Origin of the sequence: Arthrobacter sp. MA-N2 (assembly GCF_000517125.1) — a bacterium.
In the GTDB taxonomy this organism is placed as follows: domain Bacteria; phylum Actinomycetota; class Actinomycetes; order Actinomycetales; family Micrococcaceae; genus Arthrobacter; species Arthrobacter methylotrophus.
Map to the genome: position 1 here is coordinate 1,891,141 of NZ_KI912155.1, position 20,795 is coordinate 1,911,935.

Genomic DNA, 20,795 nt, shown 5'->3' on the forward strand with positions numbered 1-20,795 from the left:
TACGACATTATTAGCTCGAAGTACACCTGCCCGCCGAAAGAATCGGAAAATTGGCAGAAATCTTCTGGTCTCAGGCGACGCCATAAAAAACCCACCCTCACGGTACGTGATGTCGGCAGCGCCGCTCCGCGCCCGCGTCGGGATCTACGTGTTCCATGCCATGCAGCCGAACCGCGGCAGTCATGTGAACTGAGCTAGGGCAGCCGTGAAGCCCGGAGGCGGGTGGCGTCGCCGGCTTTGTCGGGGTCGAGCGGCACCGGGCTAATTAGCACAGCTGGGCCACGATGCAGGACGCCATCCGAGAGCGCTTGGCAGCGCACGCCGCCCCGTCCACGCATGGCGGCGTGCGCACCCGGAGCCAGGACTTGGTCCATCCAAGCGCAGGGGTGGGCAGGCCGCCCGCCCCGTAACCGCACCAGGCCGCCTCGCGATTCCAACTCGAATTCCTCGCCTAGCAGGGGAGCGAGGTGGGCTCCCCTGAGGACCACATTGCGGCGCGTGAGGAGCGGGTCAAAAGGCTCGGCACCCAACTCGGCGGCCATGGCTTCGAGGGACTCGATGGACATCAGCGTGACTGCGGCATCCATGTGTGCGGCCTTGCCGAAGAACCGGTCACCGACGATGCCCTTGCCGCTTACGACGGCGACCTGCTCGGCATCCGTGGTGGGCACCTCGGCTGCGCCATCACGGGCACGGCCGAAGTAGGCGTGGCCAGATGACACGAGCAGATGCAGGATCTCCACGTTGTACCTGTAGCTTGGCGTCATGCCATAAGGTTATGCCTGTCCCTGATCAGCAGCTCCGCGGCACTTAGCCCCAGCACCCAGTGAGCTGCCCGGCAAGGGTCCGACCTTGCTCGTAACCGGCCTGGGCCGCGGGCGGACGCAGCGACAGATCCATGGCATTGGCGCCGAACATGTGCTCGGAGTTGCTGGATACTGCGTTCATGGGTCTCACCTCCTGCCAATAGATCACGATCGCCACGACGCTCGGACGCCCGCGTTGTGGCGCGCCATCGTCGGCTAATGTCGCTTGCCTAGTCCTCCATCGGGAACGCCACGCCCTCGCCCACCACGCGGAGGCAGAGTTCCGTCCCGGGCTTGGTGATGGAAGCGTTCCAGTGGCGGATGGTGATGACTTCGCCGCCTCCCGGATTGGTCCGGGTGGCGCCTTCGGCAGCAATGCGCGGAGCAAGTTTGATCCGCACGGTGGTCTCTGGCCCGAAATAGTCGGTGTCAACCACCACGCCGCGGATGGGACCGTCCGGGGCAATCCGGATCTGTTCCGGGCGGAGCATCAATTGCACCAGGCCCTGGGCCGGGGGACGGCGTACGGGGATTCCGCCCAGCGAACATGTTGCCAGAGAGCCCTCCATCCACGCGTCCAGGATGACGGCGTCGCCGAGAAACTCTGCCGTGGCCCGGTCGGCCGGACGCGTGTACACCACGAACGGGTTGCCGATCTGCGCCAGCTTCCCGCCACGCATGATCGCTACCTGGTCTGCGAAGGAGAGGGCCTCGCCTTGGTCGTGCGTCACCAAGATGGTGGTGACGCCGGCTTCGTTCAGCACCCTCGCCACGGCGCGTCGAGTGGCCACACGGAGGCCGGCGTCGAGGGCGGAAAACGGTTCGTCCAGCAGCATGAGCTCCGGTTCGCGAGCCAGGGCACGGGCAAGCGCGACCCGCTGCTGCTGTCCTCCGGAGAGTTGGTGCGGGCGCCGCTTTGCCATGTCGGCGTCCAGCGACACCATCTCCAGCAGCTCCTGGACCCGGGCCTTCACGGCGCGACGGCCGCCGTCGAGCGCTGAGCTGTCCAGCCCGAAAGCGATGTTCTGTCCCACCGTGAGGTGCGGGAAGAGCGCACCGTCCTGCGCGACGTAGCCAACGTGGCGCCTGTGGGCCGGTACCCAAATGCCGTCCCCCGCCACCTTGCTGCCATTGAGGCTGATGGATCCGGTATCGGGGTGTTCAAAACCTGCGATCAGGCGCAGAAGGGTGGTCTTGCCGGATCCGGAAGGTCCTACGATGGCGGTGGTTCCGCCCTTGGCCACGGACAGGTTGACACCCTTCAGCACTTCCTGGGGGCCGAAATTCTTGGTTACTTCGGAGATGTCCAGGTGCGTGTTGGTAGTAGGCGCCACCGAAGCCGCGACACGGGGGGCCGGGAGTCTTGAGGGGGATTGTTCGGTCACTGTCCGGCTACTTTCTTGGACTGCTGGAAAAGCAGGTACGTCATGGGGGCAGACAAGAGGATCATGAGCAAGGCGTAGGGTGCCGCTCCCGCGTAATCGATCTCGCTGCTCTTGCTCCAGAATTCAGTGGCCAAGGTGTGCGTGCCGTTGGGGGATAGCAGCAGGGTCGCCGTCAGTTCATTGACGATGGCGAGGAAGACCAGTGCGGCTCCGCCGGCAGCGGCCGGAGCCGTGAGGCGCAGGGTTACCTTGAGGAAGGACACGAGGGGTGCCTTGCCGAGCGACTGTGCCGCTTCGTCGAGTTCCTTGGGGGCCTGGGCCAAGCCGGAGCGGATGTTGACCAGGGCCCGTGGCAGGAACAGCAGCACATAGGCAGCAATCAGGACCCCGGAAGTTTGGTAAACGCCCGGGACCATCCGGATGCTCACGGTCACGAAGGCCAGGCCCACCACGATTCCAGGCAGGGAACTGGTGATGTAGTTGGAGAGTTCCAGCATCTTGCTGAACCAGCTGGGGTGCCGCACGGCCAGATACGCCATCGGGAAGCCGACGACGATTGTCGCCGCGGCGCCTACGGTGCCATAGGCGAGGGTCTGGAGGAGCGCCGGAAGGAACTCGTCGGCCGCCCAGACCCCGGCGCCTCCCGCCACTACCCAGCGCAGGACAAACCAGACCGGCAAGCCGAAAGCCAAGACGGTGAGGGCCAGCAGGGCGAGCTGGGAGGGAAGCTGGAAGTGGCGCAGCGGGAGCCTGATCGACCTGGCCTGGGCGCCTGAACCGATCCGGGCGTAGCGGGCGGTGCCGCGGCTCCTGACTTCCACCAGGAGCAGGATGAGGCAGAAGAACACCAGGACGCTTGCCAACATATTGCCGGCGGTGCCGTTGAACGTGGACTGGAACTGGGTCATGATCGCCGTGGTGAACGTGTCGAACCGGATCATCGCGAACGCCCCGTATTCGGCCAGCAAGTGCAGGGACACCAAGAGCCCCCCGCCTGTCATCGCGATCCGGAGTTGCGGCAGGACAACGCGGAAGAAGACGGCCCACGGACCCAATCCAAGGGATGCCGCGGACTGTTCAATGGCGGGGTCGAGACGCCCCAGCGTTGCCGCAGCAGGAATGTAGACAAGCGGGAAGTAGGACAGCGTGGCTATCAGCACGCCGGACCAGATGCCCTCAAGGGAGGGGACTGCGGACACCCACGCGTAACTGTTGACGAACGCCGGGATGGCAAGCGGGGCAGCCAAGGCCACGGCCCACCAGCGGTGGCCCCGCAGCCTGGTGCGTTCGACGAGCCATGCGCCGCCAACTCCCAACACCAGGCATATGGGCACCGTGAAGACCACGAGCATGACGGTGTTCAGGAGTAGCTCGCCGACCCGCGGCCTGACGATGAGCGCGACGGCGGTGTCCCAACCGGTCGCTGCCGTCATGTAAGCGACGTAGGCCAGCGGGATGAGCGAAAACAGGGCGATCAGCACCGCGAGGATGGATATTGCAGAAACGCCGAAAGGCGGGCGGGGGCGCTTGCCCCTACCCGCCGTCGTCGTGCTCTCCGAAGCCTCCGGAATATCCGGAGAAATGGGAGCCGTTAGATCAGTGGTCACAGAATTACAGCAGTCCTGCCTTGGTCATCAGGTCGGTGACCTTTGAGGAGTTCAATTTTGCCGGATCCACGGCGGGAGCCTGCAGATCCTTGATGGGAACGAGTTTAGCGTTCGAGTCCACGTTGGAAGCGATCGCGTACTCGAAGGAGGTTCCGTTCTTGAGGACTTCCTGGCCCTGTGTGCCGGTGATGAACTTGAGGAAGGCCTGCGCGGCCGCGGCGTTCTTGGAGGATTTCAGCACGCCGCCCCCGGAAACGGACAGGAAGGCGCCCGGGTCCTGGTTCTTGAAGAAGTACGGGGTGACCTTGTTGGAGTTCTCGCCGGTCTTAGCCTGGTCGCCGTAGTAGTAATAGTGGTAGATCAGCGCGGCGTCGACCTCGCCTGCGTTGACTGCCTTCATGGCGGTGCTGTTGCCTTTGTACGCCTTGGAGTTGTCCTTCATGCCCTTGAGCCATTCGGTGGTGGCTGCCTCACCCTTTTGTTCGAGGAGGGCGGCAACAATGGCTTGGAAGTCGGCGCCGGACGGCGAAGCTGCCCAGCGACCCTTCCACTCCGGCTTGGCCAGATCCAGCATGGACTTGGGCAGCTTGTCGTCGCCGATCTTGGTCTTGTCATAAACCAGGACAGTGGAGCGGGCGGCGATGCCGGTCCACTTGTTGGTGGAGGGACGGTATTCTGCCGGGACCTGGGCCACGGTGGCCTTGTCGATGTCGGCGAAGAGGCCGGCGTTCTCAACCTGGGCCATGGCGGGGGAGTTCTCCGTGAGGAAGACGTCGGCCGGGGATGCCGCGCCTTCCTGGATGATCTGGTTGGAGAGCTCGCTGTCTGAACCTTGGCGGATGGTGACCTTGACGCCGGTCTCCTTGGTGAACGCATCCACCCATTCCTTGGTCAGGGTGTCGTGCTGGGCGTTGTAGACGGTGATTTCGCCAGCCACCTTGGTGGCAGCGTCGGCGGAAGCGGTGCCGGTGGTTGCGGGGGAGGCTGTGCCGTCGCCGCAAGCGGCCAAGCTCAGGGCAGCTGTGGCGGCGAGTGCGATGCCGGCCAGCGCATGTGCGCGAATCTTCATGAGGCTACTTTCTGCGAGCAAATCCAAGGGAGCCCGGGGGAAGGAAGTGCGGGCTCACAGCTTGAAACTTTAGGTTAGCCATACCTAAATTTCCATCCAGAAAGCGTGATCGTGACACGAATCACATACATTACGTAAGATTTACATGACCTAATTGCTTACTCGGGTTCTGATAGGCCGAGGCTCAATTGCTTGGCGTGGAAATCGAAATGCCTCGTGGCGTAGCTATAGATGTCCGAGAGTGCCATATCGGCGGTGAACAAAGGGTCCCATCGCGTGGGGAAGGGTACGGACCTGGCCAGGGAAGCCGGGCTTTCGTGTTGGAGCCGACGGGTAAGGGCCGCGACCGTCTTTTCGAGCTTCCGGCTCATCCGGTGCCGGTTGTAGACCATCGCGGCGGCCCGCGATCCCCAGTAGTTAACGACGTCGAACGGGCCGGTGGCCGTGTCTAGTCCGGCGGCGAAAGCCCTCCTCCACGATGGGGGCAGGCTGCTGATCACCCGAACCAAAGGGAGCAGGGTCCGGACGATCATGTATCCGAAGACCATGTGGAAAAGCAGTTCCTCGTTGGTCCAGCGGGTCCCATTGCTCTTGCGCTGCAGATCCGAGGTGGTGGCATTCTCCAGCCAACCCTTCAGCTCCCGCATAGCACGGCTGTAGTCGGTCACGGTCTGCTCCTGGAACGGTTCCATGGTCTCCTCGGGCGCCTACTTCTCCACGAGTTCAGCGTAGAGCTTTTGGACACGGGCCTGGATGTCGTCCCGGACCAGACGCATGCGTTCCAGGCCTTCGATTCCGCGCGTAGATGGCTCGTCGGTCTCCCAGGTTTCAAAGCGGGCCGTGCCGTGGTGTTCGAGCTTGGCTTCGGTGCCCAGGACAACAACGACGTCGACGGCCTCGAGCACCTCGTCTGTGACAGGTTTGGGGTGCTCGCCCGTGATGTCGATGCCGAGCTCGTTGAGGGACTCCACGGACTCCGGGTTCAACCCTTTTCCGGGCGTGGTTCCGGCGGAGTAGATCGCGACTGCCTCTCCGGCCAGATCCCGCATAAGCCCGGCGGCGAGCTGGGACTTGCCGCCGTTCTTGCTGCAGACGAAAAGGACGCTGGGTACCTTGCTGATTTCAGTCATGCCTACGATTCTTCCTCCTGTTTGGACGTTCCCAGCGCACGGCGGCGGGTGGGGGTCAGAGTCCGCCGTTGCGTCCGTGCGAAAGCCCGGTGCGTCCGTGCGAAAGCCCGGTGGGGAAGCCGATGAGGACCGGTTCGGGTGCTGCGCAGCAGCCGGTGTCCTCCGATGCTGCCGTGCCCGGGGAAGGAATGTCGCAGCTGGTGCCGCCGTCCGTGGAGCAGACTCCGGTTTCGGGCAGTTCCAGGTGGACGGTGTCGGCTGCGGCCTGGTCACCGGCCAAGGCTGCGGCGACGGAACGGACTTGTTCGTAGCCCGTGGCCAGCAGGAAGGTCGGGGCCCGGCCGTAGGACTTCATGCCCACGATGTAGAAGTCTTTCTCCGGGTGGGCCAGCAGCTTGGCCCCATGAGGCGGGACGGTGCCACAGGAGTGGAACTCGGGGTCGATCAGCGGGCCCAGCTCAACGGGGGCCTCGACGGCGGGGTCCAGGTTGAGGCGGAGTTCGCGCAGGATCTCCAGCTCGGGGCGAAAACCGGTGCAGGGAACGATGATGTCGGCTTCCACGCTGCGCCCGTCGACGGCCTCAACGCTCACGTGGGTGTCGAGGGTGTTCAGGGCGCCGATGTTGTAACCGGTGTGCAGTTCGATGGTTCCGGCGTTGACCAGGCGGCGGAGCCGGGATCCGAGCTGCCCGCGGGCGGGCAGGCCATCGGCGTCGCCGCCGCCATAGACCTTTTCCGCCGATGCTCCTCGGATGGCCCACAGGATCCTGGTTCCGGGTGCATCCTTGGCCAGGTCCGTGAGGTTGATCAGGGTGTTCGCCGCAGAGTGGCCCGCTCCGACCACCAGGACCCGGCGGCCGGCAAACGCTGCGCGGTCCCGTCCGGCGACATCGGGAAGGGGCGACGAGATCCGGCCAGCGGCAGCGTTCTCGCCGATGGCCGGCAGGCCCGAGGTGCCAAGCGGGTTGCGGGTGGACCACGTGCCGGAGGCATCGATCACGGCTGCCACGGCATGGTCCCGTACTTCCCCGCCTCCGTGGTGGACCCGGACGGTGAAAGGGGTGGTGTCGCGGTCGCGGACATGTGTCTTGTCCAAGCCCGCGCGGGTGACCGCCACAACGCGGGCTCCCGTCCGCAGACGGGAAGCGAGAGCGGGGAGCGCGGCCAAAGGGGCCAGATACTGCTCGACGAGTTCTCCGCCATAGGGCAGCGCGGTCAGGCGCGGGGTCTCCCAACCGGAAGCCTCGAGCAGGCGGACGGCCGCGGCGTCGAGGTTGAATCGCCACGGGGAGAACAGGCGGATGTGGCGCCACTGCTCGATCGCCGCACCCGCGGTGGGGCCCGCTTCGAAGATCACCGGTTCCAGTCCGCGCTCCAAGAGGTGGGCCGCGGCGGCCAGGCCTATCGGTCCGGCGCCGATCACGGCAACGGGAAGTTTCTTTGTCGAATCCATGATGTCCTCTGTTTCATCCGTAGCTGTGCGGCTCAAGGGAGGTGTCTGGTCATGGCCTTACGTGGCGGCGGGGGTGAGGGAATCGATCAGGCCCTCAATGCGTGACTTGATCTCGTCCCGGATGGGACGCACGGCTTCTATTCCCTGGCCGGCAGGGTCCTCGAGGACCCAATCTTCGTAGCGTTTGCCTGGGAAATAGGGGCACTCGTCGCCGCAGCCCATGGTGATGACGACGTCGGATTCTTTCACGGCCTCGGTGGTGAGGACCTTGGGAATTTCGGCGGACATGTCGATGCCAAGCTCGGCCATGGCTTCGACGGCGGCAGGGTTGACTTGGTCCGCGGGCTGGGACCCGGCGGAGCGGACGTCGATCCGTCCTTGGGCCAGGGTGGTGAGGAATGTTGCGGCCATCTGGGAACGGCCTGCGTTGTGCACGCAGACGAAGAGGACGGACGGTTTCTTGGCGGGTTCAGTGCTCATGAGAGGACCTTTCGATCAGCCGCGTCTGCGGCCAAGGCAGGAACGGCTGGGTAGAGGGCGCGGATCAGGAAGAACCCGGCGGCGCCGCCCAGCAGCTGGGCAAGGATGAATGCCGGAGCCGAGGCGGGGGCGATGCCGGCGACGGTGTCGGTGATGGTCCGGGCCACCGTCACAGCGGGGTTGGCGAAACTAGTGGAGCTGGTGAACCAGTAGGCGGCCGTGATGTAGCCACCGACGGCGAATGCCACCCGCTCAGTCCGGCCGGAGCGAAGCGTGCCGAAGACGATCAACAGCAGTCCTGCGGTCGCGACGATCTCGCCAAGCCACAGCCCTGTTCCGGCGCGTTCGTGCGAGGACAGGGCCACGGCGTCGAGGCCGAACATGAGGTTGGCGAGTATTGCGCCGGCCAGGCCCCCGGCGAACTGGGCGGCGATCATTCCCATGGCGGTGCGCGTATCCACCATGCCCAAGGCCCGCTCGACCAGAGTGACTATCGGATTGAAGGATGCCGAGACCGGCTGCAGGGCCAGGATCAGCGCCACCAGTGCGGCGCCCGTGGCGATGCTGCTCTGCAGGAGCTGCAGTCCGACGTCGTTCGGGGACAGCCGCGAGGCCATGACGCCGGACCCGACCGCGGCCATGACCAGAAAGGCGGTGCCGACGAACTCCGCGACGGCCCGCCGCTGGAGAACGCTCACAAGCTCTTTCCCCCGATGAGTGCGGCAAGGTTCTCCAATGCATCGGTGCGCGCACGGTAGTAGACCCACACGCCGCGCTTTTCCCGATCCAGCAGACCTGCCTCGTGCAGGACCTTCAGGTGGTGGCTGATGGTCGGCTGCGAAAGCTCAAAGGCGTCGTTGAGGTCGCACACGCAGGCTTCGCCGCCGTCGTGCGACGCTACCAAGGACATCAGCCGCAACCGCACCGGATCGCCCAACGCCTTCAGCAGGGGCACGATCCCGTCCGCTTCCGATTCCGACAACGGCACCCTCGAAAGGGGCGAACAACACGCAACCGCTTGGACGGGCGTTAACTCCAAAGACATAGACACCTGTATATATTTACACTTGTCGATATTAACCGCAAGGCCAAGTGTCTTGCGGCAGTCGCTAAGCTGGCTCCATGCCCGGTTTCGCCGAATTCCTGCCGACTTTCCTTGGCGTCGGCATCCTGATGGCAGCCACGTTGACGCTGCTCTTGGCGTTCAAGACCCCGCACCCCTTCGCACCTGCCCTGGCTATCCTCCGCGGAGCCGTCCAGCTCGCCGCCATCAGTTTCATTCTCGGGGGAGTGATCTCCAGCCCGCTATGGGTCGCCGTCGCACTTCTCGTCATGTTTGCAGTGGCCGCGATGGTTGCCACCCGCCGCATCGGCTGGAGCATGCCCCACTTGGGCCTCGTCAGCGGCTCGATGGCCGCCGGCATCGCAATAACCCTCGCCGTCATTTTCGCTACGGGGGCCATCGCGTTCACTCCCCGCTACGCGCTCGCGATCGGCGGGATCGTGATCGGCAACGGAATGACCATAGCTGTCCTTGCCGGCAGGCGTTTCAAAGAGTCGGTGGACGAGCATTGGGAGGAGGTGGAAGGCTGGCTCGCGCTCGGTGCGACTCCACGCCAGGCAACACTCGATCTCGCCCGGCGCACGGTCTATTCGGCGCTCATCCCCTCCACCGATCAAACCAAGACGACGGGACTTGTCACCTTGCCGGGGGCGTTCGTCGGTGCCATCTTCGGCGGTGTCTCTCCGCTCGAAGCGGGACGCTTCCAGATCGTGGTGCTCGCGGCGATCATGGCGGCCGGTTCCATGACGGCCATCATGATCATCGGAATTCTCGCTCCCGTGCGCGTGCGGCCGGCGCCCCTGAAATAGCGGCCGGAGAGACGCAGATCTGCCGCAAGCTAACGCGCGCAACAAGCTCCGTGGCCCGTAAGCTCCGTGGAAAAGCCCAGCGGGCCGAGGTACGCTCGTGGCATGACCCCGGAGGACCTTGCCAGGCTCACCGACTTGCGGCGGGCCCGTGACCTGATCGACCGCGAGTACGCAAAACCCCTCGACGTACCCACCATGGCGAGCCATGCCTTTATGTCGCCGGCACATTTCTCGCGGCAGTTCCGGGCCGCTTATGGGGAGACTCCCTACAACTACCTCATGACCCGCCGGATTGAGCGCGCGATGGCGCTCCTCCGCGGCGGAATGAGCGTGACCGACGCGTGCATGGAGGTCGGCTGTACCTCACTTGGCTCCTTCAGTTCGCGTTTCACCGAACTGGTGGGAGTGACCCCCAGTATCTACCGTTCCCGGGAGCACCTCGCCGTGGCCGCCATGCCCGCTTGCGTCGCGAAGATCCGCACGAGGCCCCGCCGCAACGAGCAAGCCGCCCGGAAAGAAGCGAGCAGGATTCAAGAAGCGCTCGCCGTGGCCGCGGACTAACGTCATTGCCATGACTATTTCACTGCAGTACTCACACATCACTGTCAACGACCCGGACGAAGCACTCACCTTCTATCGGGACGCTCTCGGCCTCGAGGTGCTCAACGACGTCGCCCAGGGCGGCTTTCGGTGGGTGACGCTCGGCAGCACGGATCAGCCGGGGGTTGAAATCGTTCTTTCCGAACCGCATGCGGGCCGCTCCAAGGCCGACGGCGATTCCCTCCAGGAGCTTGTCACCAAGGGCGTCCTGGGGCCGATCGTCTTCCGCTCCGACGACGTCGATACCCTCTTTGAAAAGGTCCGGGCGTCCGGCGCTGAGGTCATGCAGGAGCCCATCGACCAGCCGTGGGGTCCCCGCGACTGCGCCTTCCGTGATCCTTCGGGCAACATGGTGCGGATCTCGCAGGCGTAGGCGACCCGAACACCGCTCAGCGCGCGGTCGGCACGCGGCGAAGTACGACGGCGGCAAGGAGTGCCGCTCCCGCCATCAGTACCAGCCCGATCGCCGCTGTGATGTGGACGCCCGATTCAAAGGCGGCCCGCGCGGCGGCGGTCAGGGTCCCTGCCAGCGGCTGCGGCAGGGCGGCTGCGGTGTCCATGGCTCCTGCGAGCGTCTCCCGGGAACGTTCCGCGGCATGCCCGGACAATTCGACGGGAAGCAGCAGGTGGTGCTGATAGGACGCCGTCAGTATGGAGCCGAGTACGGCTGTGCCCAGTAGCGAGCCGAGTTCGTATCCTGTCTCGGAGATCGCCGATGCCGCTCCGGCCTTGTCGGCGGGAACAGCACCCAGGATGAGGTCATTGGAAATGGTCTCCGCCGAGCCAACCCCCAAGGCGAGCAGGAGGAGTGCCGTAAGGAGGTACCCGGGCCCCTGGCCGTGGTTGGCCACGGCAGCCACGAGGTATCCCGCGGCACTGAGGGTGAGTCCGGCCGCCACGACCACTCCCGGACGGATCCGCTTGACCAGCGGAACAACCGCCAGGCCCGCCACGATGGTGGCCAGCAGCGCCGGAAGCATCGCGATTCCAGCCTGCATGGGGGACTGGCCTTCGACGAGCTGCAGATGCTGTGCGAAGAAGTAGATGAAGCCGGTCATGGAGAACAGGGACAGGACGTTGGCGGTGATCGCCGTGCTGAACACCTTGTTCCGGAAAAGCTTCACGTCCAGCATGGGAGAAGCCAAAGAGCGCTGCCTGCGGACAAAGCCGATTCCCATGGCCACGCCGAATGCCATGTAGGCCGCAGGTCCCGGCCCGAATCCGTGCATTGCGAACTCTTTGACGCCATAGACCACGGGCGCCATGGTCAGGACCGATAGCACAATGCTGGCGATGTCCGGCTTGCCCGGATTGTGATCCTTGGACTCGGGGATGAAGACGGGGCCGAAGGCGAGCAGGGGCAGTAGCAGGGGCACGGCTACCAGGAAGACGGCTCCCCACCAGAAGTGCTCCACGAGCCAGCCGCCGAAGATAGGCCCGAGCGCTGCTCCGCCGGAGAATCCCGCGGCCCATATCGCGACGGCAAGACGGCGGCGGTTAGGGTCCGGAAAGATGTTGCGGATCAGGGACAGCGTGGATGGCATGAGCATGGCCCCGAAGATCCCCATGCCGGCGCGTCCAGCGATCAGCCATTCGGCCGACGGTGCGAAGGCGGTGGCTGCGGAAACGGCCGCGAAGCCAGTGCTGCCGATCATCAGCAATCGGCGGCGACCGATCCGGTCTCCCAGGTTGCCCATGGACACGAGTAACGCAGCCAGCACCAGCGCATAGACGTCGACGATCCACAGCAACTGCACGCCGCCGACCTCCAGTGTCCGTGCGATTGCCGGCAGGGCAAACGTGAGCGCGGTATTGTCCACAGCCACCAGCAGCACGGGGAACATCAGGAGTGTCAAGGCAGCCCAATCGCGCCACGGGGCGGACTGGGTCGAGGCGATGCGTGGGTGCTGGGTTGTGGACGGGCTGAACATGAACGTTACTATACCGTCTGGACGGTATAGTTTCAATTTACTGTATCCAACTGAGGGATGATGGACACCATGCCGCGAAAACCTATTGCCCGGGACGCTGTCCTGGATGCCTTTGAAGCACTGTTGATCGAGGTGGGGGAACGGGCTGCCACCCTGGACGCGGTCGCCAAACGCGCAGGAGTCTCCAAGGGCGGCTTGCTCTACCATTTCCCCAACAAGGAAGCCATGATCGGCTCCTTGCTGGAACGCATGGACAGGCTGGCGGCCCAGGATATCGAGGCAATGAAAGCAGCTCCCGAAGGTGCGGCCGCGTTCTTCATCAAGTCCTCCCTTTGGGCGGACACCCCCCTGGACCGGGTGTTTGTGGCAGCTACGCGGCTCGCGGAGGTGGCGCATCAAGAAACCCGCAGGCGCTTCGCCGGGATCCAGCAACAATGGCTGGATGTGCTCGCCGAGGAAGTAGGCCCCGAGATGGCCAAGGCAGTCCGATATATGGGTGATGGGCTCTACTTCAACGCGATGCTTGAAGGTGGCGCCGGCGATACGGAAGTCAAGGCCAGCGCGAGGAATGCCGACGTCGGTGCGCTGCTGGCCGCCGTCGAACGCCTCCGAAACTAAGCGCCGGCCGAACTAGCTCGCAATTAACGTCGTTTTGAGCCCTCAAAGCGACAACAAATGCCAGTCAGTTGGGAAAGCCGGGCGACGCCGGTGACTTTATTTGCGGACACGGGCAGTCCATAGGACAATTGGTAGTTGTGGCAGCCGTCACCGGCAGCCACAGTAGACCCACACAACTGAATACGCCTTTGATCTGCGGCGGGAGAGTCCTGCAGGCATGTGATGCAGGCGCCGTAGGAGCAAATCCTCCCCAGGAATCTCTCAGGCCCACGCACCGCCGCGGCAAGGCAACTCTGGAAAGCAGCACGCTGTCCACCGGTGTCCGTGACACCCGACGGCGCTGTGCTCACCGACGGTGCAAGCGAAGCAGTGCGAAAGCACGTATTTGCGGAAACTCTCAGGTCCAATACAGAGCGGGGAGGAACCCGATTAGCTGTGGCGTACCCACGCCGCCTTAGTAATGGAGTTCCTTCGTGACGGTTAGTTCAACCTCCACCACATTCGTTGACCGGCATATCGGCGCCCGGCGCCAGGCCGACATTGACGTCATGCTCAAGTCTGTTGGATACCACAGTGTCGATTCGCTCGTTGACACCGCGGTTCCCAACGACATCCGCCAGGACGTTGCGTTGACGCTCCAGGCCGCCCTCAGCGAGGTCGAAGTCCTCGCTGAACTGCGCAAGCTGGCGGCTAAGAACAAGACGGCCGTGCAGATGATCGGCCAGGGCTACTACGACACCGTCACTCCGCCGGTGATCCGCCGGAACGTCCTCGAATCCCCAGCGTGGTACACCGCTTACACGCCCTACCAGCCGGAGATTTCCCAGGGCCGCCTCGAAGCGCTGCTGAACTTCCAGACCATGGTCCAGGACCTCGTGGGCCTGCCCATCGCCAACGCCTCCCTGCTCGATGAAGCCACGGCCGTTGCCGAAGCCGTCCTGATGATGCGCCGCGCCAACAAGAACAAGAGTGCGGCCGCAGGCAGTGGAGGCGGCAAGACCGTCCTCGACGCCGACTGCCTCCCGCAGACCATCGCCATCGTCAAGGGCCGCGCCGAGGCGCTGGGCTTCGAGGTCGAGATCGCCGATCTGTCCCAAGGCCTGCCCGACGGCGACATCAACGGTATCGTCCTCCAGCAGCCGGGCGTTTCCGGCCGCGTGTTCGATCACTCCGCCGTGATCGCCGCCGCCAAGGAACGCGGCGCACTCGTCACCGTTGCCGCGGACCTTCTGGCCCTGACCCTGATCACGCCTCCGGGCGAGCAGGGCGCCGACATCGCCGTCGGCTCCACGCAGCGCTTCGGCGTTCCGCTGTTCTTCGGTGGCCCCCACGCCGCCTACATGGCCGTCCAGAAGGGCCTCGAGCGCTCGATGCCGGGCCGCTTGGTGGGAGTTTCCAAGGACGACGCCGGGACTCCCGCCTACCGCCTGGCGCTGCAGACCCGCGAGCAGCACATCCGCCGCGAGAAGGCCACGTCCAACATCTGCACCGCGCAGGCTCTGTTGGCCATCGTCTCCTCGATGTACGCCGTTTACCACGGCCCGGACGGCCTGAAGGCGATCGCCGAAACCGCCCACAACCACGCTCGGACCTTGGCCGCGTCCTTGAAGGCCGCCGGCCTTGAGGTTTTGCACGGCAGCTTCTTCGACACCGTCACGGTCCGGGTCCCGGGCAAGGCTGCCGAGATCGTCGCTTCTGCCGAAGCGAAGGGGATCAACCTGCGCGGTATCGACGCCGACACGGTCGGCGTCTCCGTTGATGAAACCACAACGACCGCGGTTGTCGCCGACGTTGTCGCCGCGTTTGGTGCCACTGTGTCCGGTGAAAGCCAGGGTTTCGCCCTCGAGGCCGCCGTCGAACGTACTTCCGAGTACCTGCAGCACCCGGTGTTCAACACCCACCGCTCCGAAACCCAGCTGCTGCGCTACATCCGCAAGCTCTCGGACCGCGACCTCGCTCTGGACCGCACCATGATCCCGTTGGGTTCGTGCACCATGAAGCTGAACGCCACTGCCGAGATGGAAGCCATCTCCTGGCCGGAGTTCGCCTCGATCCACCCGTTTGCTCCGGACTCCCAGACCGAAGGCTGGCGTGAGCTGATCGCCGACCTCGAGTCCCAGCTGACCGAGATCACCGGCTACGACCAAGTCTCCATCCAGCCCAACGCCGGTTCCCAAGGCGAACTCGCGGGCCTTCTGGCGATTCGCGGCTACCACCGCTCCCGCGGCGATGACCAGCGCAACGTCTGCCTCATCCCGGCCTCGGCCCACGGCACCAACGCGGCTTCCGCAGTGCTGGCCGGCATGAAGGTGGTGGTGGTGGCAACCGCTGCTGACGGCACGATCGACCATGCGGACCTGCAGGCCAAGATCGAGGCCCACAAGGATGTCCTCTCGGCCATCATGATCACCTACCCGTCCACCCACGGCGTGTACGACGCCGACGTGCGCGAGGTCTGCGACTCCGTGCACGCGGCCGGCGGCCAGGTGTACATCGACGGCGCCAACCTGAACGCCCTGGTGGGCCTGGCCCAGCCCGGCAAGTTCGGCGGCGACGTATCCCACCTGAACCTGCACAAGACGTTCTGCATCCCCCACGGCGGCGGCGGACCGGGCGTTGGCCCGGTCGCGGCCAAGGCACACCTGGCGCCGTTCATGCCCGGTAACGCAGCGGTTTGGGCCGAGGGCAACGGCGTCCCGATCTCGGCTTCCCGCTTCGGTTCGGCCGGTGTCCTGCCGATCTCTTGGGCGTACGTGAAGCTCATGGGCGGCGAAGGCCTCACTGAGGCCACCAAGTCCGCGCTGCTTGCCGCGAACTACATCGCCTCGCGCCTCAACGAGTACTTCCCCGTTCTCTACACGGGTGAAGGCGGACTCGTGGCCCACGAGTGCATCCTGGACCTGCGTGAACTGACGGCCAAGACCGGGGTCACCGCGGAAGACGTGGCCAAGCGCCTCATCGATTACGGTTTCCATGCCCCCACCCTGGCGTTCCCGGTGGCAGGCACCCTCATGGTGGAGCCCACCGAGTCCGAGGACCTCGGCGAGATCGACCGCTTCATCGAGGCCATGATTGCCATCCGTAAGGAAATCGACCAGGTTGCCCATGGGGACTTCACGGTGGAAAACAGCCCGCTGCGCCACGCGCCGCACACCGCGGCCGCCGTCGTGAGCTCTGACTGGAACCGCGAATACTCGCGTGAGCAGGCCGTGTTCCCGGTCCACCACCTCAAGCAGGACAAGTATTTCCCGCCCGTGGGCCGCATTGACGGCGCCGCAGGCGACCGTCACCTGATCTGCTCCTGCCCTCCCCTTTCCGAGTTTGAAGACTAAGGATTTCGTGATGACTGAGAACTACACTGCGCTCTACGAAGAGCACAAGAAGCTCGGCGCTTCCTTCACCGATTTCGGTGGCTGGCAAATGCCCCTGAAGTACTCCTCCGAGCTGGCAGAGCACCACGCCGTCCGCCAGTCCGCCGGGTTGTTCGACCTGTCCCACATGGGCGAAGTCTGGGTCACGGGCCCCGAAGCCGCCGCGTTCCTGGACTACGCCTTGGTGGGCAAGATCTCCGCCATGTCAGTGGGCAAGGCCAAGTACTCGCTGATCTGCCAGGAAGACGGCGGCATCATCGACGACCTCATCACCTACCGCCGCGGGGAGACTAAGTTCCTGGTGGTTCCGAACGCCGGGAACGCCCCTGTGGTTGCCGCAGCCCTCGCCGAACGGGCCACCAACTTCGACGTCGTCGTCGAGGACGCCTCCGCGGCAACCTCGCTGATCGCCGTCCAGGGCCCCAAAGCGGAAGGGATCCTCCTCCGCTTGGTGCCGGCCGAACAACACTCCCTCGTCACCGAGCTCAAGTACTACGCCGCCGTCGAGGTGCCGTTCACCTTTGCCGGGAACACTACGGAACTGCTGCTTGCCCGCACCGGCTACACGGGCGAGGACGGCTTCGAAATCTTCGTGGACAACGACGCCGCCGCGGCTCTGTGGCAGGCCATCGCAGCCGTCGCCGAGGACGGCGAGCTGATCCCCGCAGGCCTGGCTTCGCGTGACTCGCTGCGCCTCGAAGCCGGCATGCCGCTCTACGGCAACGAGCTCTCCCGCGAAGGCAACCCCTTCGCAGCGGGACTGGGTCCAGTAGTCTCGCTCGCCAAGGAAAGCGACTTCGTGGGCCGTGCCGCCCTGGAAGCTTTGAAGGCTCAGGGGGCAGGTTCCACGAGCGGCCGCAAGCTGGTTGGCCTTAAGGGCCTGGGCCGACGCGCCGGTCGCAGCCACTACCCGGTACTCAAGGACGGCGTGGTGGTCGGCGAAGTCACCTCAGGCCAGCCCAGCCCCACCCTCGGCTACCCCGTGGCACTGGCATATGTCGACGTCGAACACGCCGAACTCGGCACGCCGGTTGACGTTGACCTCCGCGGCAAGGCAGAACCCTTCGAAGTCGTGGCATTGCCGTTCTACAAGCGGGCCAAGTAGCCCCAAGCCGCCAGGCCGATCACGCTTGATTTAGACCCAGAGCTTCACAACGTAAAGGAAAAAACACATGGCAAAAGTTGCACCTGAACTGCAGTACTCCGATGAGCACGAGTGGGTTGCCCGCGACGCCGGATCGAATCTTGTCTCTGTCGGTATCTCCGCCGTGGCCACTGATGCCCTCGGCGACATCGTGTACGTTGACTTGCCCGAGGTCGGCGCTGCTGTGACCGCTGGCGAGACCTGCGGCGAGGTTGAGTCCACGAAGTCCGTCTCGGACCTGTACTCCCCGGTGACGGGCGAGATCACGGAAGTGAACTCCGCCGTCGTCGACGATCCCGCGCTGATCAATAACGATCCGTACGGTGCGGGTTGGCTCTTCAAGGTGGCCGCCGAGTCCGACGGTCCGCTGCTTTCGGCGGAGGAATACGCTGCGAAGAACGGTGGCGAGCTGTGAGCGCCGTAACCGGAGCCGCCGGCACCGAGAACGCCGTGTTCGAGCAAGTTGTTTCGCCAAGCCTTGACGCGCTGTTGTCCGAGCTGGATCCGGAGATCGCGGCGAAGATCGACGACGAACTGAACCGTCAACGTTCAGGCCTTGAAATGATCGCCTCGGAGAACCACACCGCCGTGGCCGTCATGCAGGCGCAGGGTTCGGTCCTGACCAACAAGTATGCCGAAGGCTACCCGGGCAAGCGCTACTACGGTGGCTGCGAGCACGTGGACGTCATCGAGCAGCTCGCAATCGACCGTGTGAAGGCGCTGTTTGGTGCCGAGTACGCGAACGTGCAGCCGCACTCCGGTGCCCAGGCGAACGCTTCGGTCATGCACGCGCTCATCAAGCCGGGCGACACCATCATGGGCCTGAACCTGGCACACGGTGGACACCTTACCCACGGCATGCGGATCAACTTCTCCGGCCGCTTGTACAACGTCGTCCCGTACCAGGTCCGCGAAGAGGACCACCGGATCGACATGGCCGAAGTGGAGCGACTGGCGCTGGAGCACAAGCCGGCGCTGATCGTCGCTGGCTGGTCGGCATATGCGCGTCAGCTGGATTTCGCCGAGTTCCGCCGGATCGCGGACCTCGTGGGCGCCTACCTGATGGTGGACATGGCGCACTTCGCCGGCCTCGTCGCCGCTGGTCTGCACCCGTCCCCGGTCCCGCACGCACACGTCACGACGTCGACGACGCACAAGACCCTCGCCGGTCCGCGCGGCGGCATCATCCTCTCCAACGACGCCGACATCGCCAAGAAGATCAACTCCGCGGTCTTCCCCGGCCAGCAGGGTGGTCCGTTGGAGCACGTGATTGCCGGCAAGGCAGTGGCCTTCAAGATCGCCGCCTCGCCGGAGTTCAAGGAACGCCAGGAGCGTGTTCTGGCTGGTGCCCGGATCCTGGCCGAGCGCCTGGTCCAGCCCGACGTCACTGCGAAGGGGATTTCCGTGATTTCCGGCGGCACGGACGTGCACCTGGTGCTCGTGGACCTGCGCAACTGCGAACTCGACGGTCAGCAGGCCGAAGACCGCCTCGCCGCGATCGATATCACCGTCAACCGCAACGCGGTTCCGTTCGACCCGCGTCCGCCGATGGTGACGTCCGGTCTGCGGATCGGCACCCCGGCGCTGGCCACGCGCGGCTTCGGTGAAGCGGCGTTCCGCGAGGTTGCGGACATCATTGCCGAGGCACTGATCGCCGACGCCGATGCCGACCTTTCCGGTTTGCGTCACCGCGTGGAGGCCCTCGCCGCCGCGCACCCGCTCTACCCGGGTGTTGCGAACCTTAGCTGAGGTTCTCCTTTGGCCCGTTGGATCCGGCGAGCCTGCCGGATCCAACGGCCTTCGGGCTTTTGCACTTCACCCGCCCCCACTTATCTAGTTAGGAACCAACATGGCTGTTGGCGTCTTCGATCTTTTCTCTATCGGGATTGGTCCTTCGAGTTCGCATACCGTGGGGCCGATGCGTGCTGCCGCGGTCTTCGCGGGCGAACTCAAGGATTCCGGTGCCTTGGAGCGGGTCGCTTCCCTGCGCGTTGATCTGTACGGTTCCCTGGCCGCCACGGGCCGCGGCCACGGCACGATGACTGCAGTGCTGTTGGGGCTGGAGGGTTTCCATCCGGAGCAGATCCTGCCCGAGGAAGTGGAGGAACGCCTCGCCTCGATCGCCGAAACCGGGACCCTGAACCTTGGCGGCGCAGTCGATCCAGAATCCGGGGTGGCCCTGCCGTATGGGGAGGCGGACATGATCCTCCACCCCCTCACCGTCCTGCCCCGGCATACGAACGGAATGAAGTTTTCCGTTTCCGACGCCGACGGCGAAGTGCTGCACGAAGCAACGTTCTTCTCCGTGGGCGGTGGGTTCATTGTCCGCGAGGGCGAGGAAGACGCAGCCCAGAAGGAACTGGAGGAGTCCAAGAAGGAACTCCCGCTGCCCTTCCGCACCGCCGCCGAACTCATGGGCCGGTGCTCCTCCAAGGGACTCGGCATTTCGGAAATCATGTTCATCAACGAACGCGCCTCCCGGAGCGAAGAGGACATCCGCGAAGGACTGCTGCACATCTACTCCGTCATGGTGGCCTGCGTTGAAACGTCGCTGAAGCGCGAAGGGGTGCTGCCCGGCGGACTCAAGGTTCGCCGTCGGGCTCCTGACTGGCACGAACGGCTCCTGAAGGAAACCAAGGACCAGGACCCCGACTATCGGGACCCGAAGTACTGGCAGGAATGGGTGAACCTGATCGCCTTGGCCGTGAACGAGGAAAACGCCTCGGGCGGCCGCGTGGTCACCGCCCCCACGAACGGTGCCGCCGGGATCATCCCCGCAGTGCTGTACTACGCCCTGCACTTCGCCCCCGGCATGGACAAAGCCACGCAGCAGGACCGCGACGACGTCGTGGTGAAGTTCCTGCTCGCCGCGGGCGCCGTCGGGGTGCTCTACAAGGAGCAAGCCTCGATCTCCGGCGCCGAAGTGGGCTGCCAAGGCGAGGTCGGCTCGGCGTCCTCGATGGCCGCCGCGGGCTTGGCCGAAGTCATGGGCGGTTCCCCGGGACAAGTAGAGAACGCGGCCGAGATCGCGATGGAACACAATCTGGGCCTGACCTGCGATCCGATCGGCGGGCTCGTGCAGATCCCTTGTATCGAACGAAACGCGATCGCCGCGGCGAAGGCCATCAACGCCGCGAAGATGGCGCTCTGGGGTGACGGCACCCACCGTGTGTCCCTGGACGAGGTCATCGTGACCATGCGCGAAACGGGCAAGGACATGTCCTCCAAATACAAGGAAACCGCCATGGGCGGCCTTGCCGTCAACGTCGTCGAATGCTAGGGGAGTAGCCCGCCGGCCTCTTGATGTTCGGCGCGTCGCGCACTATGTT

General features: G+C 64.7%; 21 protein-coding genes and 2 riboswitches. Of the genes, 9 read left to right on the top strand and 12 right to left on the bottom strand.

Annotation, left to right across the window (positions count from 1 at the left end):
• Positions 1 to 194 precede the first annotated feature (194 nt).
• The 11 genes from A3M3_RS0109590 to A3M3_RS0109640 all read right to left on the bottom strand — a co-directional run bounded on the left by A3M3_RS0109590 (position 195) and on the right by A3M3_RS0109640 (position 8,975).
• Positions 195 to 767, bottom strand: coding sequence for an MOSC domain-containing protein (locus A3M3_RS0109590; protein ID WP_028266127.1), 573 nt, complete (start codon positions 765 to 767; stop codon positions 195 to 197).
• Between the two features lie 43 nt (positions 768 to 810).
• On the bottom strand, positions 811 to 948 hold the full coding sequence (locus A3M3_RS28035) for a hypothetical protein (protein ID WP_442853099.1): 138 nt from the start codon (positions 946 to 948) through the stop codon (positions 811 to 813).
• An 88-nt stretch (positions 949 to 1,036) separates the two neighbouring features.
• Positions 1,037 to 2,191: an ABC transporter ATP-binding protein gene (locus A3M3_RS0109600; RefSeq protein ID WP_028266128.1), complete on the bottom strand. Its 1,155-nt coding sequence runs from the start codon at positions 2,189 to 2,191 to the stop codon at positions 1,037 to 1,039.
• Entirely contained in the window at positions 2,188 to 3,798 is a 1,611-nt protein-coding gene (locus tag A3M3_RS0109605; protein WP_028266129.1) for an ABC transporter permease, read from the bottom strand. The genes A3M3_RS0109600 and A3M3_RS0109605 overlap by 4 nt, the downstream gene beginning before the upstream one ends.
• Before the next feature lie 4 nt (positions 3,799 to 3,802).
• Positions 3,803 to 4,867, bottom strand: a complete 1,065-nt coding sequence (locus A3M3_RS0109610) for an iron ABC transporter substrate-binding protein (protein WP_028266130.1) — start codon at positions 4,865 to 4,867, stop codon at positions 3,803 to 3,805.
• 158 nt (positions 4,868 to 5,025) lie between these two features.
• Positions 5,026 to 5,559: a DinB family protein gene (locus A3M3_RS0109615; protein WP_028266131.1), complete on the bottom strand. Its 534-nt coding sequence runs from the start codon at positions 5,557 to 5,559 to the stop codon at positions 5,026 to 5,028.
• A 15-nt stretch (positions 5,560 to 5,574) separates the two neighbouring features.
• Positions 5,575 to 5,997: an arsenate-mycothiol transferase ArsC gene (locus tag A3M3_RS0109620; protein ID WP_028266132.1), complete on the bottom strand. Its 423-nt coding sequence runs from the start codon at positions 5,995 to 5,997 to the stop codon at positions 5,575 to 5,577.
• 55 nt (positions 5,998 to 6,052) lie between these two features.
• On the bottom strand, positions 6,053 to 7,450 hold the full coding sequence (locus A3M3_RS0109625) for an FAD-dependent oxidoreductase (RefSeq protein ID WP_028266133.1): 1,398 nt from the start codon (positions 7,448 to 7,450) through the stop codon (positions 6,053 to 6,055).
• A 57-nt stretch (positions 7,451 to 7,507) separates the two neighbouring features.
• Entirely contained in the window at positions 7,508 to 7,930 is a 423-nt protein-coding gene (locus A3M3_RS0109630; RefSeq protein ID WP_028266134.1) for an arsenate reductase ArsC, read from the bottom strand.
• Positions 7,927 to 8,628 (bottom strand): aquaporin, encoded by a 702-nt coding sequence (locus A3M3_RS0109635; protein WP_028266135.1) that lies wholly within the window; start codon positions 8,626 to 8,628, stop codon positions 7,927 to 7,929. The genes A3M3_RS0109630 and A3M3_RS0109635 overlap by 4 nt, the downstream gene beginning before the upstream one ends.
• The gene (locus tag A3M3_RS0109640) at positions 8,625 to 8,975 is read right to left on the bottom strand and encodes an ArsR/SmtB family transcription factor (RefSeq protein ID WP_028266136.1); all 351 of its coding nucleotides are present in this window, start codon (positions 8,973 to 8,975) and stop codon (positions 8,625 to 8,627) included. The genes A3M3_RS0109635 and A3M3_RS0109640 overlap by 4 nt, the downstream gene beginning before the upstream one ends.
• 77 nt (positions 8,976 to 9,052) lie before the next feature.
• On the opposite strand from A3M3_RS0109640, the gene A3M3_RS0109645 reads away from it, so the two are divergent.
• The 3 genes from A3M3_RS0109645 to A3M3_RS0109655 all read left to right on the top strand — a co-directional run bounded on the left by A3M3_RS0109645 (position 9,053) and on the right by A3M3_RS0109655 (position 10,775).
• Entirely contained in the window at positions 9,053 to 9,802 is a 750-nt protein-coding gene (locus A3M3_RS0109645) for an ABC transporter permease (RefSeq protein ID WP_028266137.1), read from the top strand.
• Between the two features lie 102 nt (positions 9,803 to 9,904).
• On the top strand, positions 9,905 to 10,363 hold the full coding sequence (locus A3M3_RS0109650) for a helix-turn-helix transcriptional regulator (RefSeq protein ID WP_028266138.1): 459 nt from the start codon (positions 9,905 to 9,907) through the stop codon (positions 10,361 to 10,363).
• Positions 10,364 to 10,373: 10 nt separating this feature from the next.
• Complete coding sequence (locus A3M3_RS0109655) at positions 10,374 to 10,775, top strand: VOC family protein (RefSeq protein WP_028266139.1); 402 nt, start codon at positions 10,374 to 10,376, stop codon at positions 10,773 to 10,775.
• Between the two features lie 16 nt (positions 10,776 to 10,791).
• Here A3M3_RS0109655 and A3M3_RS0109660 read toward each other — a convergent pair whose 3' ends face one another.
• Positions 10,792 to 12,333, bottom strand: a complete 1,542-nt coding sequence (locus A3M3_RS0109660; protein ID WP_028266140.1) for an MFS transporter — start codon at positions 12,331 to 12,333, stop codon at positions 10,792 to 10,794.
• A gap of 69 nt (positions 12,334 to 12,402) precedes the next feature.
• On the opposite strand from A3M3_RS0109660, the gene A3M3_RS0109665 reads away from it, so the two are divergent.
• The 6 genes from A3M3_RS0109665 to A3M3_RS0109690 all read left to right on the top strand — a co-directional run bounded on the left by A3M3_RS0109665 (position 12,403) and on the right by A3M3_RS0109690 (position 20,746).
• Positions 12,403 to 12,951, top strand: a complete 549-nt coding sequence (locus A3M3_RS0109665) for a TetR/AcrR family transcriptional regulator (protein WP_028266141.1) — start codon at positions 12,403 to 12,405, stop codon at positions 12,949 to 12,951.
• Positions 12,952 to 13,140: 189 nt separating this feature from the next.
• Positions 13,141 to 13,238, top strand: a riboswitch (glycine riboswitch).
• A 1-nt stretch (position 13,239) separates the two neighbouring features.
• Positions 13,240 to 13,373, top strand: a riboswitch (glycine riboswitch).
• Positions 13,374 to 13,424: 51 nt separating this feature from the next.
• Positions 13,425 to 16,283, top strand: a complete 2,859-nt coding sequence (gene gcvP / locus A3M3_RS0109670) for an aminomethyl-transferring glycine dehydrogenase (RefSeq protein WP_028266142.1) — start codon at positions 13,425 to 13,427, stop codon at positions 16,281 to 16,283.
• Between the two features lie 10 nt (positions 16,284 to 16,293).
• Positions 16,294 to 17,427, top strand: coding sequence for a glycine cleavage system aminomethyltransferase GcvT (gene gcvT / locus A3M3_RS0109675; RefSeq protein ID WP_028266143.1), 1,134 nt, complete (start codon positions 16,294 to 16,296; stop codon positions 17,425 to 17,427).
• Between the two features lie 67 nt (positions 17,428 to 17,494).
• The gene (gene gcvH / locus A3M3_RS0109680) at positions 17,495 to 17,881 is read left to right on the top strand and encodes a glycine cleavage system protein GcvH (RefSeq protein WP_028266144.1); all 387 of its coding nucleotides are present in this window, start codon (positions 17,495 to 17,497) and stop codon (positions 17,879 to 17,881) included.
• Entirely contained in the window at positions 17,878 to 19,215 is a 1,338-nt protein-coding gene (gene glyA, locus A3M3_RS0109685) for a serine hydroxymethyltransferase (RefSeq protein ID WP_051423088.1), read from the top strand. Before gcvH ends, glyA begins: the two co-directional genes overlap by 4 nt.
• 100 nt (positions 19,216 to 19,315) lie before the next feature.
• The gene (locus A3M3_RS0109690) at positions 19,316 to 20,746 is read left to right on the top strand and encodes an L-serine ammonia-lyase (protein ID WP_028266146.1); all 1,431 of its coding nucleotides are present in this window, start codon (positions 19,316 to 19,318) and stop codon (positions 20,744 to 20,746) included.
• The last annotated feature ends 49 nt before the right edge of the window (positions 20,747 to 20,795 follow it).